This is a genomic window from Glycomyces lechevalierae (genome assembly GCF_027622945.1).
Lineage (GTDB): Bacteria > Actinomycetota > Actinomycetes > Mycobacteriales > Micromonosporaceae > Glycomyces > Glycomyces rutgersensis.
Map to the genome: position 1 here is coordinate 110,354 of NZ_JAPZVQ010000004.1, position 24,154 is coordinate 134,507.

Genomic DNA, 24,154 nt, shown 5'->3' on the forward strand with positions numbered 1-24,154 from the left:
GGCGACAGTCCATCATCGACGGTGAGGAGGGCGCGAGCGCGCCGGCGTCAACGGTGAGACCACTCTTGCCGGTGTCGAGTGAACTTCCGTGAGGGTCCCGACAGAATACATTGATAAACGTCGATACACAATGGCCCTCAAGGGGTCGCGGACGCCTGCTCCGCCGCCAGCCGCTCCGAGGCGGTCGCCATGTGCACGGCCATCGCCGAGGCCGCCGCGTCCGCGTCCCGCCGCTCCAGTGCGTCGAACACCGCCGCGTGCTCCTCGACCGCCCGAAGCGCCTCGTCCTCGCCGCTCACCGCCCGGTTCGCGTACACCTGCAGCAGCGAGCGCACCACGTCGAGCAGGTCCAGCAAGGCCGTGTTCCCCGCCGCCTTCGCCAGCGCGCTGTGGAAGTCCCTGTCCGCCTTGGCGAACGCGGGCAGGTCCCCGATCGAGGCGCGCATCTTCGCGAGGTGCCCGCCGATCGCCTTCAACGCGGCCGGGTCGGCCGCGTTCGCGGCCAGCCGCGCCACGTAGATCTCCAGGCCCGAGCGCAGTTCGAGGAGTTCGGCGGTCTTGCGCTCGCCGATGAGCAGGCCCCACCGCAGGGTCTGCGGCAGCAGGTCGCTCGCCGTCCCGCGCAGGTACGTGCCCGAGCCGGGCCGCACGTCCACGATGCCCAGGATCTCGAGCGCCGCGAGCGCCTCGCGCACCGCCGAGCGCCCCACGCCGAGCGTGGAGGCGAGGTGCCGCTCCGCCGGCAGGCGGGTACCCGGCTCGATGGACCCGCTGGTGAACAGGTCGAGCAGGCGGCGGGCGACCTCGGAGACGGGCGTGCCCGACGGCAGCGAGCCGAGGGCGGCCGTGATCTCGGCAGAACGGTCAGGGTACGCAGGCATGGGATCAATTTACCATCGCGGGCCCCGCCGACCCCGGTTGCAATTGGTCAACCGGTTGGCTAGTGTGAGGGGTACGACGACCGCCCTCCGATCATCGTCGATAGGAGTTACCGTGCAAGATCCCCAGCTCAGCGCCCCTGAGACGCCCCCCGTCGGGCGCTCCGCGATCCGCAAGGTCGCCGTCCGGCTCGTGCCGTTCGTCGCCCTGATGTTCTTCATCAACTACCTCGACCGCACCGCCATCGGCTTCGCCGCGCCCAACGGCATGAACGAAGACCTCGCCCTGAGCGCCGCCCAGTTCGGCTTCGCCTCCGGCGTCTTCTTCATCGGCTACATCCTCCTCGAAGTCCCCTCCAACCTGGCCCTCCACCGGTTCGGCGCCCGCAAATGGCTCGCCCGCATCATGGTCAGCTGGGGCATCGTCGCGCTCCTGTTCACCTGGGTCCAGGACTTCGAGCAGCTCGTCGCCCTCCGCTTCCTCCTCGGCGTCGCCGAAGCCGGCTTCTTCCCCGGCGCGATCCTCTTCCTCAGCCTCTGGGTCCCCGCCGCCCACCGCGGCCGCATCCTCATGCTCTTCTACCTGGCCCAGCCCCTGACCACCGTCATCGGCGCGCCCCTCGCCGGCTGGCTCATCGGCCAGCACGGCGTCTTCTTCGGCCTCGAAGGCTGGCGCTTCATGTTCATGGGCGTCGCCCTGCCCGCGATCGTCGTCGGCGTGATCGCCTGGTTCTACCTCAAGGACAAGCCCGCCGACGCCAAGTGGCTCACCCCCGCCGAGCAGGCCTGGCTCACCGACGCCCTCGAGACCGAACGCGCCCGGACCGAGTCGAAGGAGCAGCACGTCTCGGCGCGCTTCGCGTTCCGCTCCGGCCGCGTCTGGGCCCTCTCGTTCATCTACTTCGGGTTCATCTACGGGCTGTACGCGCTGGCGTTCTTCCTGCCGACGATCATCGACGGCTTCCAGGAGCAGACCGGCGCGGAGTTCAGCGTCTTCGACAAGGGCCTCATCACCGCGATCCCGTACGTGCCCGCGGCGATCGCGATGTACTTCTGGTCCCGCGACGCCTCGCGGCGCGGCATGAGGACCTGGCACATCGCCGTCCCGGCGGTGGTCGGCGCGGTCTCGATCCCGTTGGCGCTCTTCGCGGCCACACCCGCGCTGACCATCGCGGTGATCGCGGTGACGGCCATGGCGGTCTTCGCGGCGCTCCCGAACTTCTGGACCCTGCCCACGCGGTTCCTCACCGGTGCCGCCGCGGCGGCCGGGGTCGCGCTCATCAACACGATCGGCAACCTGGCGGGCTTCAGCGCCCCGTACATCACCGGCGCGGTGCACGACTGGACCGGCGGCTACGAGGCGCCGATGTTCATCGTGGGCCTGTTCATGCTGGTCTCGGCCGTCCTCATGGTGCTCCTGGCCCGGCGTCAGCCGCGGCCGACCGAAGCCGCCGACGAGGAGCTGGTCGCGCGATGACCCGCCTGTGGAACGACCCCGCGGACTTCGCGGACGAGATGGCGGCCGGCTTCGCGGCGGCGAACGCCCGCTCCGTGCGGCGCGTCTCCGGCGGCGTCGTGCGCGCCACGGCGACGCCCGAAGGCCAAGTGGCCGTGGTGATCGGCGGCGGCTCGGGCCACTACCCGGCCTTCGGCGGCCTCGTCGGCCAGGGCCTCGCGCACGGCGCGGCGATGGGCAACCTGTTCGCCTCGCCTTCCGCGCAGCAGGTGCACGCGGTCGCGGCGGCCGCGCACCGCGGCGGCGGCGTCCTCCTCTGCTACGGGAACTACGCGGGCGACGTGCTCAACTTCGACGCCGCCCAGGAGCGCCTGCGCGCCGAGGGCATCGCCTGCGAGACCGTCGTCGTCACCGACGACATCTCCAGCGCCAGTGCGGAAGAGCGCGAGAAGCGGCGCGGTATCGCGGGGGACCTCACGGTCTTCCGCGCCGCCGCCGCGGCGGCCGAAGCCGGGTACGGCCTCGCCGAGGTCGCCCGGGCCGCGCGCCTCGCGAACGACCGCACCCGCTCCTTCGGCGTCGCCTTCACCGGCTGCACGCTCCCCGGCGCGGAGGCCCCGCTGTTCACGGTCCCGGAGGGCCGCATGGCGATCGGCCTCGGCATCCACGGCGAGCCGGGCATCGGCGAGGCGGATGTCCCGAGCGCCGACGCCCTCGCCGACCTGCTCGTCGAGCGACTCCTCGCCGAACTCCCGGACGGCGTCGCGGTGCGGGGCGCGCGGGTCGTGCCGGTCCTCAACGGGCTCGGCTCGCTCAAGTACGAGGAGCTGTTCGTCGTCTACCGCCGCGTCGCCGAACGCCTCGAGGCGGCAGGGGCACTGATCACCGATCCCCACGTGGGGGAGTACTGCACGAGCTTCGACATGGCCGGGGCCTCACTGACCCTGTACTGGCCCGACGACGAACTCGCCCGCCTCTGGGAGACACCGGTCGACGCGCCCGCGTACCGCCGGGGCGCCGTCGCTCCCGCCGAACGCGAAGCGGCCGCTGTCACGACTGCTGCGACCGAGGCGATCCCGGAAGCCGACGAGGCCTCCCGGAACGCCGCCGCTACTGTCCACAAGGTACTCGAAGTCCTCGCCGCCGAGATCGATACGCACGCCGACGAACTCGGCCGCATCGACGCCGTCGCCGGGGACGGCGACCACGGCATCGGCATGCGGCGCGGCTCCCGCGCCGCCCTCACCGCCGCCGCGCAGGCACGCGACGCCGGAGCGGGCGCCCGCACGCTGCTCGCCCGCGCCGCCGACGCCTGGTCCGACAAGGCCGGCGGCACCTCCGGCGCGCTCTGGGGCGTCATCCTCGCGAACCTCGCCGAAGCGCTCGGCGACCAAGGGAAGCCGACCGCCGCAGCGGTCGCGGAAGGCGTCGCCGCCGGAGCCGAAGGCGTCATCGCCTACGGCAAGGCGCAACTCGGCGACAAGACCCTCGTGGACGCGCTCGTGCCGTTCAGCGACACGCTCACCGCCGCCGTCCTCGCAGGCCGTTCGCTCCCGGAAGCCTGGGCCACGGCATCCGAGGCCGCCACCCGCGCCGCCGCCGCGACCGCCGACCTCCTGCCCCGCATGGGCCGCGCCCGCCCCCACGCCGAGAAGGCCCTCGGCACACCCGACCCGGGCGCCCACTCGTTCGCCCTCATCACCGCCGCCGTCGCCGCGACCCTGGCGGAAGACGCTGCCGCACAACAGGAAAGGGACCTCGCATGACCGAGCGCCTGCGGATCGTCGTCGGAGCCGACGACGCCGGATACGACTACAAGGAGATCCTGCGCCAGGACCTCGAGAACGACCCCCGCGTCGCCTCCGTCGCCGACGTCGGCGTCGACGCGGACGGCCACACGCCCTACCCGAAGGTCGCCATCGAAGCGGCCCAACGGGTCGCGGCCGGGGACGCCGACCGGGCGCTCCTCATCTGCGGCACCGGCCTCGGCGTCGCCATCGCCGCCAACAAGGTCCCCGGCATCCGCGCCGCCACCGCCCACGACTCGTTCTCCGTCGAACGCTCCGTCCTCTCCAACGACGCGCAGGTCCTCACCATGGGCCAGCGCGTCATCGGGGTCGAGCTCGCCCGCCGCCTCGTGCGCGAATGGCTCGACTACCGCTTCGACGCCACCTCCGCCTCGGCCGAGAAAGTCGCCGTGATCGGCGAGTTCGAGTCCACGGGGTCGTGCTGATGGCGCCGGTGCGGGTCGGGGTGAGCCTGAAGATGTACTTCGGGCACCAGGAGGCCGCCGCGTGGTTCGACCGCGTCGCCGCGCTCGCGCGCGGCCACGCCGCCGTCGCCTCCGGCGCGGTCGAGCTGTTCGTCATCCCGACCTACCTCCAGATCCTCCCCGCCCGGGACGCGTTCGCGGGCACCCCGGTCCGCATCGGCGCGCAGGACGTCGCCGCCGCCGACACCGGCCCCTACACGGGCGAGGTGAGCGCCGCCGAACTCGCGGAAGTCGGTGCGTCCCTGGCGGAGATCGGCCACGCCGAGCGCCGCCGCCTCTACGGCGAGACCGACGCCGTGACCGCCGCGAAGGCCGCCGCCGCACTCCGCCACGGCGTCACACCGCTCGTCTGCGTCGGCGAGACCGAACGCCTCGACCCCGCCGGGGCGGCCGCCGCCACCGTCGCCCAACTCCGCCGCAGCCTCGCCGACGCCCCCGCCGGGCCCGTCATCGCCGCGTACGAACCCGTGTGGGCCATCGGCGCCGCCGAACCCGCCCCCACCGGCCACATCGCCGCCGTCGCCCGCGCCCTCAGAGTCGCCCTCGACGTCGCCCCCGACCGCGCCGGCAGCGCCGTCATCTACGGCGGCTCCGCGGGCCCCGGCCTGCTCACCGCCCTCGGCGACGCCGTCGACGGCCTCTTCCTCGGCCGCTTCGCCCACGACCCCGCCAACCTCGAAACCGTCCTGGACGAAGCCGCCGAACTCGCGACCGCGAGGGCCGCGGCATGATCGGCCTCGGCACCTACGCCTTCTTCTGGCAGCACTCGGACCGCGTCGACCTGCCCCTCACCCTCACCGACGCCTTCGAAGCCACCCGCGACCTCGGCGTCGACCTCTTCCAGATCTGCGACTACGCCCCGCTCGACACCATGGGCGACAAGGAGATCCGCGACGCCGCCCACGCCGCCCGCGACCTCGGCCTCAGCATCGAACTCGGCACCAGAGGCCTCGAACCCGAACGCCTCCAACGCTTCCTGCGCCTCGCCGAGGCCTTCGACGCCCGGCTCGTCCGAACGATGGTCCCCGGCCCCGGCTCTGCCCCGACCCCCGGCCTCCGCCCCGCCCTCACCGACTACGAGACCGCCGGCGTCACCCTCGCCCTCGAGACCTACGAGCAGGTCGCCACCGCCGACCTCATCACCCTCGTCGAACGCGTCGCCAGCCCCAGCCTCGGCATCTGCCTCGACCCCGCCAACACCGTCGCCCGCCTCGAGCAGCCCCGCGCCACCGTCGAGGCCACCGCACCCCACGTCAAGAACGTGCACGCCAAGGACTTCGCGTTCACCCGCGAACCCGGCTGGGTCGGCTTCCGCTACAGCGGCGCCCGCATGGGCGAAGGCCTCCACGACTACCGGCACCTGCTCGACACCGTCCGTCCCCGCGAACGCGGGATCAACGAGATCGTCGAGCACTGGCTGCCCTGGCAGGGCGACCCGGCCACCACCGTCCGGACCGAGCGGGACTGGACCCGCGCCACCATCGAACACCTGAGGAGCACCACATGAGCGACACCTTCACCATCGCCGTCATCGGAGCCGGCGGCAAGATGGGCACGCGCGTCTCGAACAACCTCGTCAAGACCGAGCACACCGTCCACTACGTCGAGAACTCGCCCGCCGGGCGCCAACGCACCCTCGACGCCGGCCGCGAACTCACCGACGGACCCGACGCCGTCGCCGACGCCGACATCGTCGTGTTCGCCGTCCCCGACCTCGCACTCCAAGCCGTCACCGGCGAACTCGTGCCGCTCATGAAGGACGGCGCGATCGCCCTCACCCTCGACCCGGCCGCCGCCTACGCGGGCCTCCTCGCGAAGCGCCCCGAGGTCACGCAAGCCGTCGCGCACCCCTGCCACCCGTCGATCTTCCTGCAGCGCACCACTCCCGAGGAGTACGCGGACACCTTCGGCGGCATCGCCGCCCCGCAGGACGCCATCGCCGCCATCGAATCCGACGACCCCGCCAAGGCCCAGATCGTGGAAGCCACGGTCCGCGCCATCTACGCCCCCGTCGTGGACGTCCACTGGGTCACCGTCAAGCAGCTCGCGCAGCTCGAACCGACCCTCGTCGAGACCATCGCCTGCATGGTCGGCGCCCTCCTCAAGGAATCCCTCGACGAGGCCGTCAACACGATGGGCGTCCCGGAGGCCGCCGCGCGCAGCATCCTCCTCGGCCACACCCAGGTCGCGCTGGCGAACGGGCTGCGCGGGGACAACCCGTTCAGCGACGCTTGCCTGATCGCGATGGACTACGGCCGCGAGGCGATCATCAAGGACGACTGGAAGAAGGTCTTCCGCGACGACGAGCTCGACGGCAACCTCGCCCGCATGCTCCACCTGGACCGGATCGAGCGCTGAGGCGCCGCGGGCCCGCCGAGAGGAGGGCCCGCTTCTCTTAGGACGAGGCTTTCGCCTTGAGCTTCTTGGCGAGTTCGGCCTTGCCCATGTTGGACGCGCCGGTGAGGCCGACGTTGTGGGCCTGCCACTGGAGCTCTTCCTTGGTGGCCTCGCCGGGGCGCTCGCCGAGGTGCTCGGCGCGGCTGGCGGCGAAGGCCTCGCCGAGCTCCATGCGCCGCTCCTCGGACAGGTGCTCCTTCATGTGGGGGAGGACCGTGGTCTCCTCTTCGTGCACGTGGTGCGTGACGGCCTTCTCGAGTTCGACGAGCACCTCCACGAACGCGGAGGACTCGGGGTCGGTCTCGACGAGGCGTTTGAGCATCTGCTCGGCCTGGGTGTGCTCCTCCTGGCTGTGCGCGACCTCCTCGGTCTCGCCGGCCTCGTCCTTCGCGACGGGGTAGACCGCGGCCTCCTCGGCGCGGCTGTGCGCGATGAGCAGCGCGGACAGCACCGGCGCCGCGAGCGAGCGCGTGTCCGGGAAGTCCCGCATCTTGGCGAACAGACGTTCGACTTCGCGGTGGTCCTGCATGATCAGGTCAACGACATCGCCGCTCATGGCCCTGTCCCCTCGTGCGTCGGTCGCCTCCGAGCGAGGCGAGCGACACGGAGATACCCGCCGCGCCCGGTTTTCATGCCGCCGGGCGCTCCGGGGACGACGAAAGCCCCGGCCGAAGGACCGGGGCTCGCATGGAGCGGGTGACGGGAATCGAACCCGCGCAATCAGTTTGGAAGACTGAGACTCTACCATTGAGCTACACCCGCACGCCGCCGAAGCGGACGCAGACGAGTGTAGCGCATCCGTTCAGCGGGGCGGCAGCACACTTCTGAGGCCGCCCTTGACGTGAGCGAGGAACACGTCGTCCTCGTAGGCCTCCGCGGCGTGGCCGAGGGCCGTGTAGAAGCACCGGCCGGCCTCGAGGCGGCGGTGCCAGGCGAGCGGGTGCGGGCGCCCCATGGCCAGGCCCGCGGTGTCGTACGTGTCCTCGTCGGCCTCCAGCAGGACTTCGACGTCCTTGGGCTGCTCGTCGAAGCTGTACCACTCGTCGGTCCAGGCCCAGCGCTCCGGCAGGTGCGCGGTGGCGGGGTGGCTCTGCTCGACCACGTCGATCTCCCCGGGCGTGCACCCGGGCGGGTGGCCGATGAAGCGGGCGCCCACGAGTTCGCGGAAGAACGGCCAGGAGCGCTCGGCGGTGGAGGCGGCGTGGATCCCGCACCACCCGCCGCCGCCGGTCACGAAGTCCGCGAGTGCGGCGCGCTCGAGCTCGTCCAGGACGTCGCCGGAGGGGGAGACCCAGACGGTGGCGGCGAAGCGGGCGAGGTCGAGGGGGTTGTAGACGCCCGCGTCCTCGGTGTGCTCGGTCTCGTACCCGAGTTCGGCGGCGATCCGCTCCACGGCGGCGACGCCGGCCGGGATCGAGTCGTGCCGGAAACCGGTCGTCTTCGTGAAGACGAGGATGGCGGGTGAAACCACAGCGTTCACTCCTGTTCGGGGCGGGGCGCCGTTCCCGTGCCGGCGGGTGCCGGGCCGTCCGACTCCTCCTGAGAACGATTGCAGGGCGTAGTCTAGGCGATCTCGGCGGGGGCCGATCGTCCCGGCCGCACTCGCCCCAACAGGTGACGAGCGGCGATATCGACCACACCCGCCGGGGCCGCGACGGCGCGGCGGCCTAGACTCGATCGGAGCGGGGGTCGATGCTGCGCTGCCGGCGGACCGATGCGGCCACGGCACCCTCCGCTCCGACGCAAGTCAATGTCGCAAGGCAATTGAGCGAAATGATCTAGGAGTACGTCTGTGAAGAGCACTGTCGAGACCCTGAGCCCGACCAGGGTGCGGCTGTCGGTCGAGGTGCCGTTCGAGGAGCTGGCGCCGTTCATCAACGAGGCGTACAAGACGGTCGGGCAGCAGGTCCGCGTCCCCGGGTTCCGTCCCGGCAAGGCGCCCCGCCAGGTCATCGACCAGCGCATCGGCCGCGAGTCGGTCTTCGCGCAGGCGATGGACCCGGCCATCCAGGCGAACCTCAACAAGGCCGTCACCGAGAACGACGTCAACGCGCTGGGCCGCCCCGAGCTGACCGAGGTCAAGCCGATCGAGCAGGACAAGCCGTTCGAGTTCACGGTCGAGACCGACGTGACCCCCGCGTTCGAGCTCCCCGACTTCGCCTCGCTGAAGGTCACGGTCGAGGCCGAGGGCGTCAGCGAAGAGGACGTGGACAAGGACCTCGAGTCCCAGCGTCTGCGCTTCTCGTCCCTGAAGACCGTCGAGCGCGCGGCGGCCGAGGGCGACTTCGTCGTCATCGACCTGCGCGCCACCCAGGGCGGCGAAGAGGTCGAGGGCGGCTCCGTCACCGGCATGAGCCACGAGGTCGGCTCGGGCAACCTGCTCGACGGCCTGGACGAGGCCCTCATCGGCATGTCCGCCGGCGACGAGAAGACCATCCAGTCCACCCTCGCGGGTGAGCAGGAGGGCGAGACCGCCGACGTCGAGGTCAAGGTCACCCAGGTGAAGGAGCGCGAGCTCCCCGAGCTGGACGACGACTTCGCCGAGATGGCCAGCCAGTTCGACACCCTCGCCGAGCTGCGCGACGCCACCCGCGAGCGCCTGGAGACCCAGGCCCGCACCGGCAAGGCCAACGAAGCCCGCCAGAAGACCCTCGAGGCGCTGGTCGAGTCCGTCGAGCTGCCGCTGCCGGAAGGCGTCGTCGCCGAGGACGTCGAGCACGAGATCATGCACATGAAGGGCGGCCACGACGGCGAGACCGCCGAGGGCCTCGCCCAGTTCGAGCAGTACCTCGAGATGATGGGCAAGACCGAGGACGAGTTCAAGGCCGACATGGTCGCCGACTCGGAGGCGCGCCTGCGCCAGTCGATCATCCTGGGCAAGATCGCCCGCGAGCGCGAGCTCGAGGTCTCCGGCGAGCTCATGACCGCCGAGGTCGTGCGCCAGGCCCAGCAGCGCGGCGTCCCGCAGGACCAGTTCCAGAAGTTCGTCGACGAGCTGCGCACGAACGGCGGCCTGCAGCAGGTCGCGGCGTCGCTGCGCCAGCAGCTCGCCCTCGAAGAGGTCGTCAAGGAGGCCTCGATCGTCGACGCCTCCGGCACCGAGCTGACCGAGGAAGACCTCTTCCCGGGCCGCAAGGCCGCCGAGGCCGACGAAGCCGAGGTCGAAGAGGACAAGACCGAGGAGTAGATCCTCACCGCTTTCCGAAAGGGGCCCAACGCATCAGCGTCGGGCCCCTTTCACGTTGCCGGAATGGGAGCGCTTTGCCCCGGCTGCTCCCGAAATTTTTGCTACTCACGGGTAGAGACGAGCGTCACTTTGACTTATGGTGTGTATCTACACCCATCAATGCTCAAGTGCCAACGACATGACGCAGACCATGGTCTGCGCGAGACCGTCTCGGGAGTGCCCCCATGATCCCCCGACACCGTTCCTCCGGTTCGATGCCTCTTGCCCTCGGTGCCGCGCTGGCGCTCGCCGTCCTCGCCTGGCCCGCCCCGGCCGCCGCCCAGGAGACCGCTGGGGGCGAGGAGCTCAAGTTCGACTACGGCGCGGACGGCGTCTCCTGGTACTGGAGCCGCCAGATCGACGAGACCCTCGAGCTCGGCTCGATCTCGCAGCAGGTGGAATGGCCCAACCCGCAGTCCGCGACGACGATGCCCGTCGCCGTCGAGCTCGGCGAGAACACCAAGGTCGCGGCCCTCTCCTTCAACCTCGCCGAGCGCGGCGTCACCGAGGGCTCCGAGATCACCGACTTCAAGCTCACCGTCGCCGAGGGCGACGACGCGGGCGACTCGCCCACCTTCAACCCCACCGGCAAGCTCGTCCAAGCCTGCCCGATCACCGAAGCCTGGACGACGGGCGAAGCCGAGATGTGGGACGTGCAGCCGCCCGTCGGCGACGGCTGCGTCGTGGGCGAACGCGCCGAACCGGACCCGGCCGAGGTCGCCGACGCCGAAGCGCTCATCGCCGCCACGCAGGAGGCGATCGAGAACGGCGGCACCACCGAGACGCCCGCCGTCGAAGTCCCGCTCCCCACATGGACGTTCGACCTCACTGAGCTCGCCGAGGACTGGGGTCAGGACCCGTTCGCGAACTACGGCGTCATGTTCATGCCCGTCATGGACGACGCCACCCCCGTCGACACGTGGCAGGTGAACCTCAAACTGCCGCTGCGCGACGACACCCAGACCCCCGTCAACGAGTACGACGCCACCGCGTACCGGCTGAGCGCGACCTTCGCGTTCACGCCCGGCGAGACCCCTGACGACGGCGCGAGCGACCCCGGCTCCGGCACCACGGGCGGTTCGAGCGGCTCCAGTGGTTCGAGCGGCGGTTCGGGCGGAGGCGGCGGCTCCGGCGGCGGCGGTGCCGACGAGGCCGCGGCGGGGGAGGAGTCCGCCTCCCCCGAGGAGCTGGCCCCGGCCGCGTACGAACCGATCGAACCCAAGGCGCCCTGGTACGTGTGGACGCTCATCCCGGCCGGGATCGTCGGCGCCTACCTCCTCCACACCGTGATGGGCGCGTCCAGCGCCGCGGCGGGCGGCGGCGGTGCGATCGACCGCATCCGCGCCCACAACCTCGACAAGCGCGGTTGGGCCCTGCCCGTCCCGGCCGGCCTGTGGCAGAAGCTCACCGGACGCGGAGGCCGCTCATGAGGCGGCACCTCCAGAGGCTCAGCCGGAAACGGACCACGTTGGCGCTCTTGGCGGCCGCGCTCCTCGTGCTGCCCGCGTGCGGCCAGTTCGAAGGCGTGCACGACGACTTCGTCGCCCAAGGCGGCGAGAACCCCGGCCTCGGCGGCGCCGACGGCACCAGCGCCGACGGCACCGCCACCGGCACCGAAGGCACGGACGCCTCGGGCGACGGCGGCGGCAGCGACGACTCCTCCGGGGGCGGCGGTGGCGGCGGGGGAGGCGGCGGCAACGACAACGGGAACGCCGGCAACGGCGACACCACCGGCGTCACCGCGGACACCATCACCATCGGCATCCACGCGCCCCTCACCGGGGCCGCGCCGCTCAAGCAGGAGTCGTTCGAGACCGGCAAAGACCTCTACTGGCAGTACGGGAACAACGGGAAGCCCGTCGAGATCCACGGCCGCACCGTCGAAACGGTGTTCGCCGACGACCAGTACCGGCCGTCCACGGCCCGCCAGGTCTGCCAGACCATGGCCGAGGAGCAGAAGGCCTTCGCGCTCATCGGCGCCGGCGGCACCGACCAGATTCAGGCGTGCGCCCAGTACGCGGCCAGCGAAGACGTCCCGTACCTCTCCACCGGGGTCACCGAGACCGGCATGGGTTCCCTCGACACCTACTTCGCCGCCTCGATGACCTACAAGCAGCAGACGCCGATGCTCGCCGACTACATCAAGAACGAGCTCGGCGTCACCGACGCGTCCAAAGTGGCCGCGGTCGTCACCAACACCCCGAACTTCGACGACGCCGTCGAAGGCTTCACCGGCGCGTTCGACGGCGTCGACGTCTTCCGCCCGGACAAGAACGAACGCGGCTCCTCCGCCGCCGGGAACCTCTGCACCGGCACTGTCAAGAACTACGACGTCGTCTTCGTCCTCACCAGCCCCACCTTCTACCTGGAGATGGCCGCCGCCTCCGGCTGCCGTCCCCAGTTCGTGGGCGTCGGGGTGAGCATGGGCCTCGACCAGGTCGCCAGCACCGGCTGCAGCGCCGCGGGCTCCACCGAAGGCGCGCGCTTCTTCAACCCGACACCGGCGTTCGCGGACGCGGGCGACTACGACCCTGACTTCCTCGCCGCGGCGGACGCCGCCGGGATCGAACCCGACGACGTCACCTGGATGATGTGGGGACAGTCCAAAGTCCTCCATCAGATGCTCGACGCGGCGGGCGAGGACCTCGACCGGGGCGCGTTCATGGACGCCGTCGCGGGCCAGCAGTTCTCGACAGGGGTCTTCCCGGACCTCAACTACGCCGACGGACCCTTCGGCGGCACACAGGTGAGCGTCCTGCGCAACGTCTGCGACGGCGGCGGCCACTACGAGACCGAGTCCGCCTTCGTGAACGGGTTCTAGCCATGGGCGCCTTCCTCGCACTGGGCCTCTTCCAAGGCGCGGTCTACGGCCTCCTCGCCGTCGGCATCGTCCTCGTCTACAAGGCCAAACGCGTCTTCAACTTCGCCCAAGGCGAATTCGGCGGCGTCGCGGCCTTCACCGCCTACGCCCTCGTCGTCGGCGCCGGCCTGCCCTACTGGGCCGGCGTCGTCGGCGGCCTCGCCGCAGCGGTCGCCATGGGCCTCATCGTCGAACGCGTCATCGTCCGGCCCCTCGAATCCTCATCGCGCACGATCATGCTCGTCGCCCTGGTCGGCGTCGCCCTCTTCACCATCGCCATCATCGTCCTTGTGGGCCAACCGATCCCGAGGGTCATGCCCCCGCTGATCGAAGGCGGCGGCGTCAACATCCTCGGCGCCGGCATCCTCCCGCAGCAGCTCGTCCTCATGGCCGTCCTCGCCGTCCTCGCCGCCGCCATGGCCTGGTTCTTCAAGACCGACCTCCCGTCCTCGCGTCCTCACAGGACACCCGGGCCGCGCAGGTCGTCGGCATCAGCCCGACCGCCGTCTCCCGGCTCGTCTGGGGCATGGCCGCCCTCCTCGGCGGCATCGCCGGGCTCCTCTACGCCCCCGTCGGCATCTTCACGCCCGGATTCATGACCCTCACCATGCTCGTGCCCGCCTTCGCCGCCGCCGTCCTCGGCGGGATGACCAGCCTCCCCGGCGCCTTCATCGGCGGCCTCGCCATCGGCGTCGTCCAGAACCTCGGCATCTACTACCTCGGCCAGCAGCTCAAGGTCCCCGGCGCCGCCGAACTCGGCGTCTTCGCCCTCCTCATGCTCGTCCTCCTCATCAGACCCCAAGGCCTGCTAGGGAAGGAAGCGTAAATGGCAACCGCGACCATGGTCCTCGCCCGCGTCAAAGTCCAACGCCGCTTCGGACTCGCCCTCCGCGTCACCCTCGTCATCGCCCTCCTCGCACTCGCGGCCCTCCCCCTCCTCCTCGGCGGCGACGTCTGGGCCCAACGCATCAGCCGCGCCGCGATCTACGCCGTCATCGGCCTCTCCATCAACACCCTCACCGGCCACGCCGGCCAGATCTCCCTCGGCCACCAGGCGTTCGTCGGCATCGGCGCCTTCGCCGCCGCGTTCATGGCCTCCCGCCTCGGCGCCCCGCTCGGCTTCGGCCTCGCCGCCGCGGCCGTCGCCGGCGCCCTCACCGCCGCCGCCATCGGCCTCGTCGCCCTCCGCGTCACCGGCCTCTACCTCGCCCTCGTCACCCTCGCCTTCGGACTCACCGCCGAGACCACCATCTTCAACTGGCGCGAATTCACCGGCGGCGGCGCCGGCGCCTTCGCCCCCCGACCCGCCCTCGTCTCCTCCGACCACGCCTTCGCGCTCCTCTGCCTCGGCGTCCTCGGCCTCGTCCTCTACCTCGACTGGCGCATCGTCGCCACCAAGACCGGACGCGCCCTCGCCGCCGTCCGCAACGACGAGCGCATCGCCGCCACCCTCGGCGTCAACGTCACCGGCTACAAACTCGCCGCCTTCAGCCTCTCCGGCCTCATCGCCGGACTCGCCGGCGGCCTCTTCGCCCACTGGAACCAGATCGTCCAGGCCATGGACTTCGAATTCCAGGTCGCCCTCGTCTGGGTCCTCATGACCGTCGTCGGCGGCCTCCGCTCCCGCCTCGGCGTCATCCTCGCCTCCGCGTTCTTCGCCCTCCTGCCCCTGACACTCCCGAACTTCCTCTCGGGCCTGCCCTGGCAGCCGCCGTTCCTCAACGAAGCGGTGTACCACGTACTGCCGCCGTTCATCGTGGTCGTGATGCTCCTGATCGTCCTGCGGTTCTTCCCCGGCGGCTTCGGCCAACTCCTCAGACCAGCCACGCGCTGGCTCACCAACGCCCGCACCGGAGCCCGACAATGAAGCGCCGCCAGATCCTCAAGGTCGAGGGCCTCATGCTCCGCTTCGGCGGGCTGCAGGTCCTGAACGACCTCTCGCTCACCGTCCGCGAAGGCCAGATCGTGGGCCTCATCGGCCCCAACGGCGCGGGCAAGACCTCGTGCTTCAACTGCCTCACCGGGATCTACCAGCCCCAAGGCGGCCGGGTCTTCTTCGACGGCCGGGACGTCTCGCACCTGGCGACCCACCGCCGCGCCCGCCTCGGCATGGCCCGCACCTGGCAGAACCTCGGCGTCATCGACGCCCTCACCGTGACCGAGAACGTCATGCTCGCGCAGCACCAGCGCGCCGGCTACTCCGCGCTCGCCGGGATGCTCGGCCTCGCCGGCACCTGGCACCGCGAACGCGAACTGCTCCGCGACGCCGCCGAGATCGTCGAGTACTTCGGCCTCGAGGACGTCGCCCACGAGCGCACCGGCGAACTGCCCTACGGCGTGCGCAAGACCTGCGACATGGCGATGGCCCTCGCCTCCGACCCGCGGATGCTCCTGCTCGACGAGCCCGCCTCCGGCCTCAGCCCCGAAGAAGCGCTCGGCCTCGGCGCCACGCTCCGCGAACTCCGCGACCGCCTCAAGCTCACGATCCTCATGATCGAGCACCACGTGCCGCTCGTCGCCGAGGCCTGCGACTACGTGTACGTGCTCAACTTCGGCGAACTCCTCACCGAAGGGAAGCCCGCGGAGATCCAGCGCCACCCCGAGGTCATCGCCGCCTACCTCGGCGGCGCGGCCGAGAAGAACGAACCGCCCGAGTGGCCGCTGCGGCCCGAAGGAGCCACCCATGGCACTGCTTGAGGTCGAGAACCTGCGCGCCGGGTACGGCTCCGTGCCGGTCCTCCACGGCGTCAGCCTCAGCGTCGACGAAGGCTCGAACGCGGTCCTCCTGGGGCTCAACGGCGCAGGGAAGAGCACCACCCTCATGACCCTCGCCGGGCTCCTCCCGGCGACCGGCGGCGCGATCCGCTACGACGGCCGGCCCCTCACCGGCTCGCCCGGCGCGCGCGTCCGCGCCGGGATCGTCCTCGTCCCCGAAGGGCGCCATGTGTTCCCGGCGCTCACCGTGAAGCAGAACCTGCGCCTTGGCGCGTGGACGATCCGCCGCGACGCCCGCAGGGTGCGGCGCAACCTGCTCGAGGTGTACCAGATCTTCCCGCGCCTCGAAGAGCGCGCCGACCAGACCGCCGGGACCCTCTCGGGCGGCGAGCAGCAGATGCTCGCCATCGGGCGCGGCATGATGAGCTCCCCGCGGCTGCTCCTCATCGACGAGGCCTCACTCGGCTTGTCGCCCAAGCTCACCGAGCAGGTCTTCGCGGCGGTCAAGCTCATCAACCAGCGCGGCGTCACCGTCCTCATGGTCGAGCAGAACGCGGGCGTCCTCGCCCAGGCCGACACGGCGTTCGTGATGCAGCAGGGCCGCGTCACCATCACCGGCTCGGGCAGCGGCACCCTTGAGGACGACGTGGTCCGGGCGGCCTACTTCGGCACCTGAGTCGATTGTGGCGCAACAGGGTCCGCGTTAGGATCACGCCATGTACTTCGCAGCTGGAGCAACCGGCAACGTCGGCGGAGCGGTCGTCCAGGCCCTGGTCGAGCGGGGCCTGCCCGTGCGGGCCCTGGTCCGCGACGCGAGCCGCGCGGCCCTCCCCGAAGGCGCGGTGCCCGCCGTGGCGGACCTCGACGATCCGGACTCGCTGGCCCCCTGGCTCGAAGGGGTCGAGGCGGTGTTCATGCTCCCCGGCTACCCGGACATGCCCGGGCTCTACGCGCGGCTGCGCGACGCGGGCGTGAAGCGGGTCGTGCAGCTCTCCGGCAGCTCGGCCGGGACCGGCGACGCCTCCAACGCCGTCACGGCGATGATGGAGGGCTCGGAAGCCGCCGCGAAGGACTCCGGCCTCGCCTGGACCTTCCTGCGCCCCAGCGCCTTCATGACGAACACGCTCCGCTGGCTCCCCGAACTCCAGGCCGGCGACGTGGTCCGCGCGCCCTGGGGCGACATCCCGGTCGCCTGCATCGACGCCGCCGACATCGCCGCCGTCGCGGTCGAGGCGATGACCGACGACGCCCACGCCGGGGCCGTCTACCGCCTCACCGGCCCGCGCGCGATGCTCCCCGCCGAACAGCTCGAGATCATCGGCCGCGTCCTCAACCGCCCCTTGCGATTCGAAGGCCTCACGCTCGAAGAGACCCGCGCGCAACTCGAAGCGACCATGCCCGAGAAGTACGTCCACGCCTTCTGGGACTTCTACGTGGACGGCTCCCTCGACGAGTCCGTGGTCCTCCCGACAGTCGAAGCGGTCCTCGGCCGCCCGCCGCGCACCTTCGAGCAATGGGCCGAAGCCCACGCCGAAGACTTCCGCTGAACGCGGCAGGCGGCCCGGCGCCGTTCAGCGGTAGCTCACGGTCCCGTCGAAGCTTTCGAGGACGGCGACGACCGTCGCGGGCTCGTCCGGGTCGATCAGCTCGACCGGTTCGGTGAGCTGGTACACCCCGTTCCTGGGCGGGAACCCGTCAAGGGTGCCGCCCTCGGCGGCCGGGACGTCGGCGGGAACGAGCCTGACCGGCTCGGCGGACCGGACATGGACCGGGCCCGGCCGGTCCGGTCGGCGCTCGCCGTTCAGGTCGAGCCCGAACGCGGGCGAGGTGTAGGCGCCGAGCGGGTCGAACCCGACGCCGCCCGGCACCGCCGCGCCGACGTCGTCGATCCTCAGCTGTCCGAAGTCGCCGGTCGCCTCGCCGACGGCCGAGGCCAGGTGGAAGTCTCCCAGCAGCAGATCGGTCGGGCAGGGCGTGACGGTCGGGGGGCAGTTCCCGGCGGCGGGCACGAGACTCATGCCGCCTTCGAGAACCCCGGTGGTGTAGGTCTCGCCGTCGATGGAGACCGTCCCCTCGGCGTCGACGAGGTCGAACGAGAAGGGCACTCCGAGCGGCAGTTCCGGCGCGGGAGCCGGTACTGGCGCGGCGCCCGACGGCGCGGCCGCGACCGCCGCCGCGATCATCGTGCCGACGGCCGCGAGACCGGCACTCCAGGCGATGGACTTCCTCGTCATTGACTCCCCCTTCGATAGTCGGCCGCAAGTGGCGGCCGCTCGTCCGAAGTGAACTGTAGGGAACGCGCGGCGGGGCCGGGCCGGTTCGCGGTTACCGAGGGGGCCTTCCAACTGGTCGAGGACCGCGCTCCAGGAGGAGGCCGGCCGTTCGGGGTCCTCGCGGTCGAGGACGAGTTCACTGATGCGTGTCCGCCGGTTGCGAACGGAGCCGTTCACTCCGGGGCGTTCGCGAACAGCCCCACCAGCAGGTCGAGCCGCTGCTCCTGCGCCTCTTCGGGAATCCGGCCGCTGTTCAGCAGCACGGCCATGCCGTGCAGCGACCCCCAGATGAGTTCGGCCAGCTCCGCGTTCCGGTCGTTGAAGGGGCCGAAGGCGCTCACGATCTCGCCGAACGCCGCCCGGAGCGGGGCCGGGGTCTCGGCGCTGGCCCATTTCACCTTGGTGGGCAGGGAGAACATCGCCTGGTAGGCCGCCGGATGGGCGGCCGCGAAGTCCAGGTAGGCAGTGCAGATCGCGCGGATGGCCTCCGATTCGGGGACGGCGAGGCGGGCCTGGCGCAGTTCCTCGGCCATCTCGCCGATGCACTCGACCGCGACGGCGTCCCTGATGGCCTCCATGTTGGCGAAGTGGCCGTACAGGACCGGCTGGCTGTACTCGACCTTGTCGGCGAGCTTCCTGGTGGTCACGGCCTCCCAGCCTTCGCTCTCGGCGAGTTCGCGGGCGGTGGTGATGATGAGCTGGTGTCGTTCGGCGCGCTGCCGTTCGCGGCGTTCGGTGGCGGTCATCACTCGATACTAGCATCGCTAGATTTTCTGCCGAAGTTGCTCTATCGTTGACCCTAGATCTAGCAATGCTAGATTCGATACGAGCCCGCACTCCTCGAAGGGATCACCCCATGCTCGCCGTCATCGCCACCGCCCTCGCCGCACTCATCGGTCTCGCCGTCCTCGCCATGGGCACGACCGGCATGCTCAAGCCGCAGTTCTACATGAGCTTCGGCATCCCCGACACCCCCGCCGACGACCCGGTCCTCAACTCCTGGCTCACGGTCAAGGGCGGGCGCGACTTCGGCACCGGGCTCATGCTCCTGGTCGTCACCTTCCTCGGCGCCACTTCGCTCACCGGCTGGGTCATGCTCGCCGCCGCCGTGATGCCCGTCTTCGACGGCCTGATCGTCCTGCGCGCCAAAGGCCCCCGCGCAGCCGCGTTCGGCGTCCACTTCGCCACCGCCGCGACCATGATCGTCATCGCGGTCCTCCTCCTGCTCGCCTGAGACGCGAAGAAGGCCGGCCCCCGTGCGGACCGGCCTTCATCGCGCTCGCTCAGACCGTGCTGAAGACGATCGTCGAGCGACCGGTCTCCGGGAGCGGCACATAGACCCGGAGTCCTTGCGCCGCATCGGTTCCCGACAGATGCGTGTAGTCCTCGCCGGGGTGGTACGCCAAGCCGGAAGCGCTGGTCCCGCGCCCGTCCACTCGCACCTCGACGCGGTGCTCGCCGAAGCGGTACGCGAACCCGTCCCCAACGGGGGTGAAGCCGCCAGAGTCCAAGGGGCGCACGCCCTCCAGCTCGCCGCCCTCGCGGAACGCCAGTTCGAGCACCTGCCGCACCGAACCCGGATTCGCCTCGATCCCAAGGCGCACTTCGCCGCCGGCGAGGCGCACCCGCACCTCGGTCTCCAGCGCGACCTCGTCGATCGGCCGGTTCGCGAAGTCCATCGACGCCGAGAAGCGACCGTCGTCCCGCAGCGCGTACATGCCGTCCGCGCGCCGGAACTCCTCCGGCAGCGGCTGGTAGTACGCCGCCGCCACCCGCTCGGAGAGCACGAACGCCCCGCCGTCAGCGTCGGATGCGAAGCGGTCGGCCCGGAACGGGCCCATGCCGAAGAACTCCCGCGAGAGCCGCACCGAATCCAGCACCGCCCCGCCGTTGAACACCCGCAGGAACGTCGGATTGCTCGACAGGCCCGAGCGGATCCACCCGTGCCCGGCGTAGTCCGTGCCGCCGAAGACCGTCACCGCGACATCACCGTCCCGCGCCACCGCCAAACCCGCCGACGCGAACACCGTGGTCGTCGCCTGCGGCGCTTCGGCTTCCGGCAAGACCTCGCCGAGCGCCGGCTCGAGCAGCAGCTCCGCCAGCGCGTCCGCCGCACCCGCGATCGGCTCCTTCAGGATCCGCTCCACGACGGCGGCGAAGTCGCCGCGCTCGCGGGCGATCGCGTACCGCCGGAACTGCATCAGGAACGGCGCCAACGGGAACGAGCCCTTCTGGTCCTGCCGCCGCGAGTGCACCGTCTCGACCGTGCCGTCCGGCAGGGCGGTCGCGGCGATCGCTTCGAGGTTGCGGCACACCATGTCGAGCAGCGCCGGACGGTCGAGAACGGTTCCGATCGCCGTCAACGACGGGTTCGACACGGCCAGCGAGTAGATCGCGCTCCGCTCGGAGTACAGGCCGTCCGGGGCGATGTCGACGCCTTCGGCCAGCCATTGGTCGATGCGCGCGACCAGCCGCTCGTCCGGCCAGTGCCGGTGCAGCCGCGCGAGGGCCGCGCTCAGCTCCCACCGGTGGTTCGGGGTGTGGACACCGCCGCGGCGCAGCGGCCCGGCGGCCTTCAACGCGATCGCTTCGAGCGCCCCGGCCAAGGGCCGCAGCGCTTCCGGCACCGCCTCGCCCTGCAGCAGCGCGTACGTGTCGCACAGGTCGTTGACCGTGAACGCCGTGTCCGGCGGCGACGCCAGGTTCTCGCCGTCGAACAGGCCGTTCGCGCCCTGCATCCCGCCCAGGAACGCCACCAGCCGCGCGGCCGCCGAGGCCGCCTCCGCCGAGGCGTGCAGTGCGGAGCCCGGGTGGACCCCGCACGCCGCCAGGGCCTTCGCGGCGGACATGACCGCGCGGTGGTGCGGGGCGCCCGCGAGGAGGTCGTCGACCCCCGCGAGCACGTCCCGCGCCTGCTCGTCGGCCGCCGCGGTCACGGCGGCCAGGAACGCGGCGTCAGTCCTTGAGTCCGGCATTGATGTCCTCGTTCATGACGTACTTCTGGAACACGATGAAGATGAGCACCAGCGGCAGGATCGACATCACCGACGCCGCGAGCAGCAGCGGCCAGTCGATGTTCTCAGCCCCCACAATGGACCGCAGGGCGATCTGGAGCGTGAACTTCCGCTCGTCGCCGACCACGATCAGCGGCCAGATGTAGTCGTTCCAGCGCCACTGGAACGAGAAGATCGCCAGCGTCATGATGATCGGCCGCGACATCGGCAGCATGATCCGGAAGAAGATCCCCGTCTCGCGCGCCCCGTCGATCCGGGCCGCCTCGATGATGTCGTCCGGGATGGACACGAAGAACTGCCGGAACATGAACACGCCGGTGGCCGTGAGGATCGACGGCACGACCAGGCCCGCCATCGTGTCGTACATGCCGAGGTCGCGGATGACGAGGAACGTGGGGGAGAGGATGACCTCGGTCGGCAGCATCGTCGTGGCCAGCAGGCACACGAAGAAGATCCGCACCCACGCCTTGTCCTGGTACTTCGCGAGCGCGTACCCGGTCATGGCGCTGGCGAACACGGTCAGGACCGTGGTCGTGGTCGCCACGGCGAGCGTGTTCGAGAAGTACAGCAGGAAGTCGAACCGGTCCCAGGCCTTCTCGAACCCGCCGAGCGTCGGGTTCTCCGGGAGGATCGTGAGCGGGTACTGGAACAGCTCCGAGCCGGGTTTGAAGGCGCTCAGGAGGAACCACACGAGCGGGAACGCGTAGAGCGCCGCCAGCAGCCACATGAACGCGGTCACCGGGACGGTGGTGCCGAGCTCTTTCGCCTTGCGCGCCTTGCGCGTCTTGCGGGTCGCGGGCTTCGCGTCGATAACGGTGCTCATGCGGAGCGCCTCCGGTTGACGGCCATCTGGACCAGCGCGATGGTCAGCAGGATGAGCAGCAGGATCATGGAGACGGCGCTGGCGTAGCCGATGTCGGCGCGTTTGAAGCCGGTCTCGTAGATGTACTGGATGAGCATGACGTTGGAGGTGCCGGGGCCGCCGCCGTTGAGGGCCTGGACCATCGCGAACTCCTTCATGGCCCCGAGCGAGGACAGGAGGATCACCAGGAACGAGGTGGGCGCGATGGACGGCAGGGTGATGTGGCGGAACCGCTGCCAGGCGTTGGCGCCGTCGATCTCCGCGGCCTCGTAGTAGGCGCGCGGCACGTTCTTGAGCGCCGCGATGAAGATGAGCATGTTGAAGGCGGTGCCGCCCCAGGTCGCGGCGATGACGACGACCATGAGCGCGAGGTCGGGGTCGGTCTGCCAGGCGAGCGGGTCGGCGCCGAGGCGGGTGATGACGTAGTTGACGAAGCCGAAGCTCTCGCCGAACATCCAGCGCCACACGACGCCCGCGACGATGGGGGAGATGAGCCAGGGGAAGAAGAACACGACCTTCGCGATCGAGCTGCCCTTGGCGTAGCTGGAGACCACGAGCGAGGCGATCGACAGCGACATCACGTACATGAGCGGGACGCTGAAGACGGCGAACAGCAGGGTGCGCGTGAGCGACTGGTAGAACGTCGGGTCGGCGAAGAGCTTCTCGTAGTTGTCCAGCCCGATGAAGTTCGGCGTGCCGAGCCCGGAGTAGTCGGTGAAGGAGTAGATCAGGCCCAGGCTGCCGGGCCAGACGAAGAAGACGAGGAAGAGGACGATGCTGACGCCGGCGAGCGCGAGCGGTGCGAGCCGGTACTGGGCGCGGCGGCCCCTGCCGGGCCGCTTGCGCGGTCCGGCAGGGGTCTCAGGTCGGATGGCGGTGGCCGTCAAGGGTTACTCGCAGGTGATGTTCTCGTTGAGACCGGCGATGATGTTCGCGATCGTGGTGGACACGTCCTGGTCGCCGTTGGCGAGCTTGATGGCCTCGTCCTTGAGCGGGTCGGCGTCGCCGCCCGCGGTCTGGCCCTTGTACACCGCTTCGAGCGAGGCCTTGTCCTGGGCGCTCGAGATCGGGTCGGACGCGGCGATCTCCTCGTTGTAGAGGTCGAAGCTCGCCTGCGAGGCGCCGTAGTCGATGTCGAGGCCCTGGATGACCGGCAGGAAGCCGGAGATCTCGCAGATCTCGGTGTAGTTCTCGGCGGTGAACAGCCAGTTGACGAAGTCGAGCGCCGCCTTGGACTTGTCGCCCTTGTAGACGACGACGTAGCCGCCGCCGAGGTTGGTGGCGCGCCGCGTCTGGGCCGGCATGAGCGCCGAGGCCCACTCGAAGTCGGTGATGTTGGCCTGGAAGTCGGCCACCTGCCACGAACCGGAGTAGTAGGCCGCGACCTGGCCGCTCTTGAAGAGCGCGTTCGGGTCGTCGCCGGAGACCCACACCGAGCGGGGCATCACGTCGTCGTCGTTGATGTCCGCGAAGAACTGCAGTGCGGCGGTGGTGGTCGCCTCGTCGGTCGTGTACTTGCAGTCGTCGCCGAGCTCGAAGCCGTTGCTGCCGAACTGGTACATGAAGGCGCGCAGGCGGTGCGAGGACGGGTCCATGACGAGCCCGTAGCGCGCTCCAGTCGCGGCCTTCACCTCCTTGACGGCGGCGATGAACTCGTCCCAGGTCCAGAGCTGGTCCGGCGTGGTCGGGTAGGCGACCCCGGCCTCGTCGAACAGGGACTTGTTGACGTACAGGCCCACGGCGGTGAGGTCGGTGAGGAAGGTCGGGATCGCGCCCTCCTCGTTCTCGGTGAGGAGGTTCTCCATGACCCCGTGCTCCTTGGCGACGTCGGTCAGGTCCTCGAGCTGGTTCTGCCAGATCGGGTCGATGGCCGTGACGCGGGCGAAGTCGGGCAGCCCGTCGGCCTGCGCGGCGTTGCGCAGGCGGGTGTTGAAGTCGTCGTACGGGATGTCGTCGATGTCGACGGTCACCCCGGTCTCCTCGAGGTACTTGTCGGCCATCTTCTGGAAGCCGCCGCCTTGGTTGGCGTCGCCGGAAAGCCAGAACTTGAGGGTCTTCGCGTCGCCCTCGTCGTCGCCGCCGCCGATGAAGCCGCAGGCGCTGAGGGGCAGGGCCGCCGCACCGGCGGTGCCGGCGGTGAGGATGAGTCTTCTCTTCATTGAGCTCTCTCTTCAGGAAGCGGGCCGGTGAGGGTCCCGTCG

25 protein-coding genes and 1 tRNA gene are annotated in these 24,154 nt (G+C 70.6%); 16 read left to right on the forward strand and 10 right to left on the reverse strand.

All coding sequences use genetic code 11. The features are described 5' to 3' along the window. Positions 1–137: 137 nt before the first annotated feature. Positions 138–881, reverse strand: a complete 744-nt coding sequence (locus tag O2L01_RS09350; RefSeq protein WP_270121652.1) for a FadR/GntR family transcriptional regulator — start codon at positions 879–881, stop codon at positions 138–140. A gap of 208 nt (positions 882–1,089) precedes the next feature. On the opposite strand from O2L01_RS09350, the gene O2L01_RS09355 reads away from it, so the two are divergent. From O2L01_RS09355 to O2L01_RS09380, 6 genes are read left to right on the forward strand one after another with little or no spacing between them, the layout of a single operon-like run. Further along, on the forward strand, positions 1,090–2,355 hold the full coding sequence (locus O2L01_RS09355) for an MFS transporter (protein WP_344469123.1): 1,266 nt from the start codon (positions 1,090–1,092) through the stop codon (positions 2,353–2,355). Beyond that, positions 2,352–4,100 (forward strand): dihydroxyacetone kinase family protein, encoded by a 1,749-nt coding sequence (locus O2L01_RS09360; RefSeq protein ID WP_270121654.1) that lies wholly within the window; start codon positions 2,352–2,354, stop codon positions 4,098–4,100. Before O2L01_RS09355 ends, O2L01_RS09360 begins: the two co-directional genes overlap by 4 nt. After that, a complete protein-coding gene (locus O2L01_RS09365) occupies positions 4,097–4,567 on the forward strand; it encodes a ribose-5-phosphate isomerase (RefSeq protein WP_270121655.1) in 471 nt (156 codons plus the stop codon). Before O2L01_RS09360 ends, O2L01_RS09365 begins: the two co-directional genes overlap by 4 nt. Next, positions 4,567–5,337 carry a triose-phosphate isomerase family protein gene (locus O2L01_RS09370; RefSeq protein ID WP_310286602.1) on the forward strand — a complete coding sequence of 257 codons (771 nt, stop codon included), beginning with the start codon at positions 4,567–4,569 and terminating at the stop codon, positions 5,335–5,337. Before O2L01_RS09365 ends, O2L01_RS09370 begins: the two co-directional genes overlap by 1 nt. Beyond that, positions 5,334–6,113, forward strand: a complete 780-nt coding sequence (locus O2L01_RS09375) for a sugar phosphate isomerase/epimerase family protein (protein WP_270121657.1) — start codon at positions 5,334–5,336, stop codon at positions 6,111–6,113. Before O2L01_RS09370 ends, O2L01_RS09375 begins: the two co-directional genes overlap by 4 nt. Beyond that, positions 6,110–6,964 carry a phosphogluconate dehydrogenase C-terminal domain-containing protein gene (locus O2L01_RS09380; protein WP_270121658.1) on the forward strand — a complete coding sequence of 285 codons (855 nt, stop codon included), beginning with the start codon at positions 6,110–6,112 and terminating at the stop codon, positions 6,962–6,964. The genes O2L01_RS09375 and O2L01_RS09380 overlap by 4 nt, the downstream gene beginning before the upstream one ends. A 37-nt stretch (positions 6,965–7,001) precedes the next feature. Here O2L01_RS09380 and O2L01_RS09385 read toward each other — a convergent pair whose 3' ends face one another. The 3 genes from O2L01_RS09385 to O2L01_RS09395 form a co-directional block, all read right to left on the reverse strand. After that, on the reverse strand, positions 7,002–7,559 hold the full coding sequence (locus O2L01_RS09385; RefSeq protein ID WP_270121659.1) for a hemerythrin domain-containing protein: 558 nt from the start codon (positions 7,557–7,559) through the stop codon (positions 7,002–7,004). A 132-nt stretch (positions 7,560–7,691) separates the two neighbouring features. Then, a tRNA-Gly gene (locus O2L01_RS09390) sits at positions 7,692–7,765 on the reverse strand. Positions 7,766–7,805: 40 nt separating this feature from the next. Beyond that, complete coding sequence (locus O2L01_RS09395) at positions 7,806–8,474, reverse strand: ThuA domain-containing protein (RefSeq protein WP_270121660.1); 669 nt, start codon at positions 8,472–8,474, stop codon at positions 7,806–7,808. Positions 8,475–8,795: 321 nt separating this feature from the next. Here O2L01_RS09395 and tig point away from each other — a divergent pair, with 321 nt between their 5' ends. The 9 genes from tig to O2L01_RS09440 all read left to right on the forward strand — a co-directional run bounded on the left by tig (position 8,796) and on the right by O2L01_RS09440 (position 17,351). Continuing rightward, entirely contained in the window at positions 8,796–10,190 is a 1,395-nt protein-coding gene (tig, locus tag O2L01_RS09400) for a trigger factor (protein ID WP_270121661.1), read from the forward strand. Between the two features lie 224 nt (positions 10,191–10,414). Next, a complete protein-coding gene (locus tag O2L01_RS09405; protein ID WP_270121662.1) occupies positions 10,415–11,659 on the forward strand; it encodes a hypothetical protein in 1,245 nt (414 codons plus the stop codon). Then, on the forward strand, positions 11,656–13,050 hold the full coding sequence (locus O2L01_RS09410; RefSeq protein WP_270121663.1) for an ABC transporter substrate-binding protein: 1,395 nt from the start codon (positions 11,656–11,658) through the stop codon (positions 13,048–13,050). Before O2L01_RS09405 ends, O2L01_RS09410 begins: the two co-directional genes overlap by 4 nt. A 2-nt stretch (positions 13,051–13,052) precedes the next feature. Continuing rightward, complete coding sequence (locus O2L01_RS09415) at positions 13,053–13,688, forward strand: branched-chain amino acid ABC transporter permease (RefSeq protein WP_270121664.1); 636 nt, start codon at positions 13,053–13,055, stop codon at positions 13,686–13,688. Next, a complete protein-coding gene (locus O2L01_RS09420; protein ID WP_270121854.1) occupies positions 13,580–13,915 on the forward strand; it encodes an ABC transporter permease subunit in 336 nt (111 codons plus the stop codon). The genes O2L01_RS09415 and O2L01_RS09420 overlap by 109 nt, the downstream gene beginning before the upstream one ends. Beyond that, entirely contained in the window at positions 13,916–14,956 is a 1,041-nt protein-coding gene (locus O2L01_RS09425) for a branched-chain amino acid ABC transporter permease (protein WP_270121665.1), read from the forward strand. Then, complete coding sequence (locus tag O2L01_RS09430; protein ID WP_270121666.1) at positions 14,953–15,786, forward strand: ABC transporter ATP-binding protein; 834 nt, start codon at positions 14,953–14,955, stop codon at positions 15,784–15,786. Before O2L01_RS09425 ends, O2L01_RS09430 begins: the two co-directional genes overlap by 4 nt. Beyond that, positions 15,773–16,480 carry an ABC transporter ATP-binding protein gene (locus O2L01_RS09435; RefSeq protein ID WP_270121667.1) on the forward strand — a complete coding sequence of 236 codons (708 nt, stop codon included), beginning with the start codon at positions 15,773–15,775 and terminating at the stop codon, positions 16,478–16,480. The genes O2L01_RS09430 and O2L01_RS09435 overlap by 14 nt, the downstream gene beginning before the upstream one ends. 40 nt (positions 16,481–16,520) lie before the next feature. Next, entirely contained in the window at positions 16,521–17,351 is an 831-nt protein-coding gene (locus O2L01_RS09440; RefSeq protein WP_270121668.1) for an NAD(P)H-binding protein, read from the forward strand. A 24-nt stretch (positions 17,352–17,375) separates the two neighbouring features. Here the strand turns inward: O2L01_RS09440 and O2L01_RS09445 are convergent, their stop codons facing one another. Together O2L01_RS09445 and O2L01_RS09450 are read right to left on the reverse strand one after the other, a co-directional pair. Then, complete coding sequence (locus tag O2L01_RS09445) at positions 17,376–18,038, reverse strand: hypothetical protein (protein WP_270121669.1); 663 nt, start codon at positions 18,036–18,038, stop codon at positions 17,376–17,378. 212 nt (positions 18,039–18,250) lie between these two features. Further along, positions 18,251–18,823: a TetR/AcrR family transcriptional regulator gene (locus tag O2L01_RS09450; protein WP_270121670.1), complete on the reverse strand. Its 573-nt coding sequence runs from the start codon at positions 18,821–18,823 to the stop codon at positions 18,251–18,253. 110 nt (positions 18,824–18,933) lie between these two features. Here O2L01_RS09450 and O2L01_RS09455 point away from each other — a divergent pair, with 110 nt between their 5' ends. Further along, positions 18,934–19,311: a DUF4267 domain-containing protein gene (locus tag O2L01_RS09455; protein ID WP_270121671.1), complete on the forward strand. Its 378-nt coding sequence runs from the start codon at positions 18,934–18,936 to the stop codon at positions 19,309–19,311. A 49-nt stretch (positions 19,312–19,360) separates the two neighbouring features. On the opposite strand, the gene O2L01_RS09460 is transcribed toward O2L01_RS09455, so the two are convergent. The 4 genes from O2L01_RS09460 to O2L01_RS09475 are packed head-to-tail and all read right to left on the reverse strand — an operon-like array spanning position 19,361 to position 24,112. After that, positions 19,361–21,052: a hypothetical protein gene (locus O2L01_RS09460; RefSeq protein WP_270121672.1), complete on the reverse strand. Its 1,692-nt coding sequence runs from the start codon at positions 21,050–21,052 to the stop codon at positions 19,361–19,363. Then, complete coding sequence (locus tag O2L01_RS09465; protein ID WP_270121673.1) at positions 21,033–21,914, reverse strand: carbohydrate ABC transporter permease; 882 nt, start codon at positions 21,912–21,914, stop codon at positions 21,033–21,035. The genes O2L01_RS09460 and O2L01_RS09465 overlap by 20 nt, the downstream gene beginning before the upstream one ends. After that, positions 21,911–22,840 carry a carbohydrate ABC transporter permease gene (locus O2L01_RS09470; RefSeq protein ID WP_270121674.1) on the reverse strand — a complete coding sequence of 310 codons (930 nt, stop codon included), beginning with the start codon at positions 22,838–22,840 and terminating at the stop codon, positions 21,911–21,913. The genes O2L01_RS09465 and O2L01_RS09470 overlap by 4 nt, the downstream gene beginning before the upstream one ends. A gap of 3 nt (positions 22,841–22,843) precedes the next feature. Then, the gene (locus O2L01_RS09475; protein WP_270121675.1) at positions 22,844–24,112 is read right to left on the reverse strand and encodes an ABC transporter substrate-binding protein; all 1,269 of its coding nucleotides are present in this window, start codon (positions 24,110–24,112) and stop codon (positions 22,844–22,846) included. Positions 24,113–24,154: the final 42 nt, after the last annotated feature.